Annotated in this window: 6 protein-coding genes; 2 read left to right on the plus strand and 4 right to left on the minus strand. The window is 40.2% G+C overall.

The annotated features are described in order from the left end of the window. Positions 1-458: 458 nt before the first annotated feature. The 4 genes from Q8M41_RS06500 to Q8M41_RS06515 form a co-directional block, all read right to left on the minus strand. Positions 459-1,733, minus strand: a complete 1,275-nt coding sequence (locus tag Q8M41_RS06500) for a pitrilysin family protein (protein ID WP_305364440.1) — start codon at positions 1,731-1,733, stop codon at positions 459-461. 1 nt (position 1,734) lies between these two features. After that, positions 1,735-2,970, minus strand: a complete 1,236-nt coding sequence (locus Q8M41_RS06505) for a pitrilysin family protein (protein ID WP_305364441.1) — start codon at positions 2,968-2,970, stop codon at positions 1,735-1,737. 410 nt (positions 2,971-3,380) lie between these two features. Then, on the minus strand, positions 3,381-4,004 hold the full coding sequence (locus Q8M41_RS06510; protein WP_305364442.1) for a hypothetical protein: 624 nt from the start codon (positions 4,002-4,004) through the stop codon (positions 3,381-3,383). A 249-nt stretch (positions 4,005-4,253) separates the two neighbouring features. After that, on the minus strand, positions 4,254-4,505 hold the full coding sequence (locus Q8M41_RS06515; RefSeq protein ID WP_305364443.1) for a hypothetical protein: 252 nt from the start codon (positions 4,503-4,505) through the stop codon (positions 4,254-4,256). A 421-nt stretch (positions 4,506-4,926) separates the two neighbouring features. Between Q8M41_RS06515 and mqnC the strand changes: the two genes are divergently transcribed. Both mqnC and Q8M41_RS06525 read left to right on the plus strand, forming a co-directional pair. Continuing rightward, positions 4,927-6,051 carry a cyclic dehypoxanthinyl futalosine synthase gene (mqnC, locus tag Q8M41_RS06520; protein WP_305364444.1) on the plus strand — a complete coding sequence of 375 codons (1,125 nt, stop codon included), beginning with the start codon at positions 4,927-4,929 and terminating at the stop codon, positions 6,049-6,051. Between the two features lie 92 nt (positions 6,052-6,143). Then, a complete protein-coding gene (locus Q8M41_RS06525; protein WP_305364445.1) occupies positions 6,144-6,929 on the plus strand; it encodes a LytTR family DNA-binding domain-containing protein in 786 nt (261 codons plus the stop codon). Positions 6,930-7,163: the final 234 nt, after the last annotated feature.

The following is a 7,163-nucleotide window of genomic DNA, read 5'->3' on the forward strand; positions in this document are numbered from 1 at the left end:
AATACCAGAAAGACTATATCGATCTAAAAAGGAGTAGCGCACTAAGCCAAAAGGATCAGTACGCTACACAGACTGGTTCTTGACCGTCTTAAAGAACAAAGATAAAAATAATTTTATTTGGAAATCAACACAGAATCTCTACGGATTAATAAATAATCAAGAGTCTTCAGACTCGTTTACCCAAATAAACTTATTTTTTACCAACAATCACCTTTTGCTGTTGTCTGAACCATGATTTTTTTGATTATTATGAATCATTACAATCAAGCTAATCAAAAAAATCATAGTTCAGACAAAATGCTGAGACCCAATTCCTATCGGGTGGAGCATTTTACCGAGCAGGATGTCATCCCGACGCAGGAGGGAACTTCGCGATTTTAAAGAAGATTTTAATATTGAAAATCGATACAATAGCAATGAGATCCCTCCTGCGTCGGGATGACAGTTAAATATGGAAATTACTTTTTCCCAACAATAACCCTCTGTAAACCATCAAAATTCAAATACCTGTTCGCAAGATTCAGCACCTCCTCCGGACTGATATTCCTCACTGTTTGAATATAATTCTGATAATAATCATAATCCAAACCCGAGAAATAGATATTTTTAAACTTATCAGCATGAGAAAGCGCATTTTCAAGACTGCCCAGCATGGAACCTAGCATATAATTCCTGACCAATGCCAGTTCTTCTTCTCGTACTGCTTCCTTCTTCAGAATAGCCATTTCCTTTTCAATTTCAGTCATCGCAGCAGAGCACACATCTGCCCCTACTTCTGAGGCAATAAAGAAATAACCGCTGTTTTTTAAGGAGACCAGCGCAGAGCCAATGCCGTAGGTAAAGCCTTTGTCTTCACGGATATTAGCCATTAACCTCGAACCGAAATAACCGCCCAATATCGTATTTACAACCTGCAAACCCGAAAAATCGGAATGCGTTCGGTTAATGGAGACCTGTCCGATCCGAATCGCCGATTGCAAGGCATCTGCTTTCTCAACATAATGCTCCTTACCTGAACCTGCCTGGAAATCAAAACTGTTTTCTTTTACATCAAATCCATTATTCCAGTCCTTTCCAAACAACTCATCCAAGAGTTTGATACTCTCATCTTTCACTTTACCTGAAACAATGACCGTGCAATTTTTTGGCTGGTAAGCCGTCTTAAAATAGGATAATAACTGTTCCCGATCTAATTGATTGTAATCAGAAGCTGTAATATCATAGCCGTATAAAGTATCCCCAAATAAAACATGATTAAAAGTCTTGCGACTCACAAAATCATTCTTCTCCAGGTTTACACTTAATTTCTGCTTTTGGTTTCTAACCAAGGTATCCAGCTCGACCTGCGGAAAAACCGAATCTGAGATAATCGCCTTCACAATAGGCAAAGTATTAGCGAGATGCTTGTTTAAAGTATAAAGTGTTACGGATGAATGATCATTCGTATAATCAGTCTGCAGGAATGAGCCATAATAATCGACCCGATCGGCAATTTCAGTGGAGCTGAGTTCAGTGGTACCATCATTCAGCATCGTATTGCATGCAAAAGCCTGCAAAGGCTTTTTGGGGTCGTATGCGATATTGGCAAATATAAATTCAATACGAACCAAATCCTGTTCACCTCCATCAATACTGAAAACCTTTAATCCATTAGCCAGGACAATAGGTTTTGCCCTGAGCAGTTCTATTTTTTCAACCTGTCCGAATGCCGGCGCTTGTGCTCTGTCGATCATGTTATTTTGCTAAATAGTATAGAGTGGATGAGTTTTCTTTACGGAAGATCTGTGCAGCCTGAGAGCGAATCTCTTCTGCACTAACATCCAGATATTTTTGAGTTTCTGAATTAAGCTGCTCTGCATCACCAAGCAATTCAAAATAGGCCAGATTCATCGCTTTATCAAGCAGACTCATTTCTGAGAATACCATGGTTGATTCCATTTTGTTCTTCACCTTGGTTAATTCGGCTTCAGTTACCAATTCTGTACTGATCCGTTCCAGTTCCTTCCAGATTGCAGCCTCAGCCACTTCCATGCTGATACCCGGCAATGGCTTGCCTTCTACAACAAACAACCCGGCATCCAGACTCCCGGTGAGGTAGGCATTGATATCACTAAATAATTTCTGATCTTTCAACAGATTACGGAATAAGCGGGATGAATTACCCCGTGATAGGATATCCGAAATCAGATCGGCAGAATAATATCCAGCTTCATTGCGGGATGGCATATGAAACACCTTATAAATTGCATTCAGAGGCACATTAGCCTCAATAGTTTCCTTGCGTTCCTCAGTCTGATCATCTTCCACAGGCAGTAAACGCGCCAGCTTCTCCCCTGCCGGGATATTTCCGAACCATTTCTCAGACAAGTGTTTGACTTCCTCCAGCTTCACATCCCCTCCAACAACCATGATCGCATTCGAAGGATTATAATGACGTGCAAAAAAGGCTTTAACATCCTCAATATTCGCATTTTCGATATGGTCTAATGATTTACCGATCGTAGCCCATTGATAAGGATGTTGTTTATAAGCCATCGGACGCAGTTTCAGCCATACATCGCCATACGGCTGATTGAGATAACGCTGTTTAAACTCCTCACAAACCACATTGCGCTGCACCTCAAGGCTTTTTTCCGAAAAGGCAAGGCTCAGCATCCGGTCGCTTTCGAGCCAGAAGGCCGTTTCCAGATTGACCGAAGGCAGCGTGATGTAATAATTCGTAATATCATTACTGGTAAAGGCATTATTCTCACCCCCTACCCGCTGCAGTGGTTCATCATAAGATGGAATATTCACCGAGCCGCCGAACATCAGATGCTCAAATAAATGCGCAAAACCGGTTTGATCCAGATGCTCATCGCGGGCACCAACATCATACAATATATTAACAACCGCCATGGGTGTTGTAGGGTCTTCATGCACCAATACTTTAAGGCCATTGGCCAGTGTGAAACGTTCGAAAGAAACCATAAGGGAGCGAAAGCTTTAGAGGGGCGAATTTAGGGAAAAATATGGAGAGGAGTTAGGAAATGAGAGAATTAGCAAATTAGGGAATTAGGGAATTAGCAAATTGGAATTCTGCTTATTCAGTATAGGAGAATTCCTTTCTATGTATCTGTCATTCCATAGAGCGAAAACGGTTGTATACCCGCCACCGTCATCTCGACGAGCGAAAATGATTTTCGATTTAGGATGATTTTCCCGCGAGGAGAGATCTGTTGCAATTAAATTAGAAAATGAACAACCCCATAGCTATCAGGTGAGATCGAATCCAACAAATTAAACCTTTTTTAGGTTAGTACTAAACTAAAAACCCCTGCCGGTTCTAATACCAACAAGGGTTTAATATTTAATGAGTAAGAATAGATACTCCTTTCTAATTAAAACGTAATGGTTCCTGTGCCGGTGTAACGATAGGCATTTGGCTCATTAATATCGTATAATAAACGCGTAGCACCACTCGCACCCTCGTATTTTCCGGTACCACCGGTAATAATAAAGTCCTGATAGGTAAAGCCTGTAGCCAGGTCAATACCCTGACTAGCGAATGAATAATAAATCTTATCTCCTTTAGGCGTTGTTCCAACCCCGGTAATCGGACTAATAACCTGCCCGGTGTTCATATCCATGCAAAAGGTAATTTGTTGTGAAAAGAATCCAATAACGGTCGAATTACCAGTACCATTTGAATTAAATCGCACAGTTCCGGCACCACAACCACCCGGAGTATAGGCAATGGTTCCTGAACCCGAACTCTTTAATACCTTAGTTTCAAGTTTATCCTTACCCTTACCCCTTTCATCATCCCGGTCCTTATCTTTGTCTTTGTCCCCTTTACTCTTTTCATTTTTACTGTCCTTCGACTTTGCCAGAAGGGCATCTTCAGTCATTTTCGCATACTCTTTGGCTGATAATTCAGGCTGAACCGAACTTTCCAGACTTGTTTCTTTCTTACACGAAGCCAGAAACAGAATCACTGCAGCAAAAACTAGAATCCTTTTCATAATTTATTGATTTTGAGAGTTTAATTTGGATAATTAAAAGTAAAACTATTTAATCAGAAATTAAAATATGAAAATGGATAGCGGAATTTGTCTGTTAGTCAATTCGGGAAATGGGGGAATTAGCAAATTAGATAATGAGCAACCCGATAGCTATCGTCTTAAGCAAATGAAAACTAAATTGCTTCCCGCAGACATCAGTCTTCAGACACTCTGCCATCCGACCACAGATAACTAACAACTAACAACCAACTAAGCGCAAGCCTGCTCCTCACCCAAAATATCATGGGCACTGAATTTTCCTTTGCGGATGATGCTGCAGAACTTATTAAACTCATTCTGAGTTTTTTGAAGGTCTGAAGCACTGAATTCAAGATTGTCCCATAATTGTTCATTGAGAAAGCCATCTTCATCGCTTGCCAATTGATTTTGAGCTTTAATCCACAGGTTGTAGGAATCAGCTGTTTTCTGTTTGAGATACAGATACTGTTCTTTGTAGGTCATTTTTCATAGATTAGGTTCGTAAATATAATTAATCTTCATTCCCAAAGAAAAAAATTTTATCAAGGTTTTAAAGGACTTATTAACAGATGGGTACATGATACTATCGGCAAATAACAAGAGCCTGATCTGTCCTTCAAGGTACCAACATCATACCATGTTCGTACCTTGTTCTTAGGATATTACCCTCACATAGTCAAAAAGGGGGGCTTGTACGAACAAGTTACGAAGGAGTCAAGAACAAAACCTAATTTTTAGACTATTTTGAGATTTAGTTCAAAAATAAGCTTTGAAGTGTCATATACGAAAAAAGCTTAAAAAGCGCTTTGCTGTGACCGTTTGAATAATCATTTACAAATTGTCAAATTCCCCCATTTACTAATTTGCTAATTAACTAATTTGCTAATTCTCCCTATCTTTGTACATGCTTACCTCCAATCTGCTTACCAGGGCTCTGAATTTTGAATTTCTTTCTGCCGAAGAAGGATTATTCCTATTCAAGAATGCGGCAACATCCGAACTGATGTACACTGCCAATGAGCTGCGTAAAAAGCAGGTCCCCCACGGAAAAGTAACCTGGATCATCGACCGCAATGTGAACACCACCAATGTGTGCATTGCCAATTGCAAGTTCTGCAATTTCTTCCGTCGGCCGGGACATGATGAAAGCTATATCACTGATATTGAGACCTATAAAGTAAAGATCGAAGAAACCTTCCGTTATGGTGGTGAGCAATTGCTCTTACAGGGCGGGCATCATCCCGACTTGGGTCTGGCTTTCTATGTTGATCTGTTCAAACAATTAAAGGAATTATATCCTACGCTTAAACTACATTCCCTCGGTCCGCCCGAAATTGCCCATATCGCGAAACTCGAAGGCATGAGCCATACCGAAGTGTTGAAAGCCTTAATGGCAGCCGGTTTGGACTCCTTACCCGGTGCCGGAGCTGAAATTCTGAACGACCGGGTGCGCCGACTGATCTCCAAAGGCAAATGCGGGGGACAGGAATGGCTGGACGTCATGCGTGCGGCACATCAACTGGGGCTAACTACCTCGGCAACGATGATGTTTGGACATGTGGAAACGCTCGAAGAGCGTTTTGAGCACCTGGTCTGGCTTCGTGAAGTACAGGCAGAAAAGCCGACTGATGCGAAAGGATTTATTGCCTTTATTCCATGGCCTTTTCAGGATGACGGTACGCTTCTGCGTAAGGTACGGGGTATTACAAACCAGGTTACCGCCGATGAATACATCCGTACCATCGCTTTAAGCCGCATCATGCTGCCCAATGTTAAAAATATCCAGGCCAGCTGGCTAACCGTAGGCAAGCAGGTTGCACAGATCTGTCTGCATGCCGGAGCGAATGATTTTGGCTCGATTATGATCGAAGAAAATGTGGTTTCTGCTGCCGGAGCCCCGCACCGCTTTACCTCCCAGGGCATACAGGATTCGATACGCGAAGCAGGTTTTGAACCTCAGCTCAGAACACAGCAATACCAGTTCAGAGATTTGCCGGAAATGACTGAACAGCAGGTGATTGGGTACTGAGTCTAATTGATACTTACCGTTTACTCATTTTAACTATTTCTTTCCTTTAAATACCTGTAAATTTAGACTATAATATACTTATTGCTATTTAAATGCAGTTAAATGCCATAATTGTAGATGATGAAGAGTATTCACGCAAATCTCTTTTCTTTTTGATTGACGGCTATTGTCCAAAAGTCAAGATCAAAGGAATAGCTAAATCAGTACAGGAAGCCCGTCAAATGCTAAAAGCAAATGAAATAGATCTTGTGTTTCTTGATATAGCCATGCCCAATGAGGATGGATTCGGTTTATTACCGGATTTACAAAAAATTTCCGGATCAGTAATTTTTACAACAGCCCATAATCAATATGCTTTAAGAGCTTTAAAGGCAAGCGTCGTTGACTATTTATTGAAACCTGTTGATATCGATGAACTCAATGAAGCAATTGAAAAAGCAGTAATTTGGAAAGGCCTGAATCAGACTAATAGTCTAAACATTCCTAACCATTCCGTACAATTGAATAGCCTTGAAGAAAACCTGAACGAAATCAAAAAGATTACTAAACTAAATCTACCACATTTAAATGGATTTAATATCCTCAATGTAAATAGCATTATTTATGTTGAGGCAGATAGTAATTACTCCATCTTCCATCTTGAAGATCAGGGCCGGGTAGTCGTTTCAAAGCATCTAAAAGAATATGAAGAAATACTTATTGATACAGGTTTTAGCAGAATACACAAATCAACAATCATAAATCTGAAACATCTTAAAAATTATTCTAACAAGAACGGTTTGATTGTCAGTATGTCGGACACTTCCCAACACACGGTTTCAAGAAGAAGAGTAGCAGATTTCCTGGAAACAGTAAGGCTTTTTTATAATAATGAGTGATTTATTATAAAATTTCACAGTTAGAATTTAACCAGTCTTACCACTTATTTGAAATTATATACCGTTTACACATTTACATCTAAGAAGAATCCCTAAATGAATGACCCCGAAGCAGAGCTTCGAGGTATCGCGTTATTCGAATAACCGTAATTGTGCCCTATGAAACTTCTTATAAGCAGTCTTTTCTTGGCCTTGTTCATTTATATATTTTTGAATAGTCTCCTCATTTGCGTA

The organism is Daejeonella sp., assembly GCF_030684675.1.
In the GTDB taxonomy this organism is placed as follows: domain Bacteria; phylum Bacteroidota; class Bacteroidia; order Sphingobacteriales; family Sphingobacteriaceae; genus Daejeonella.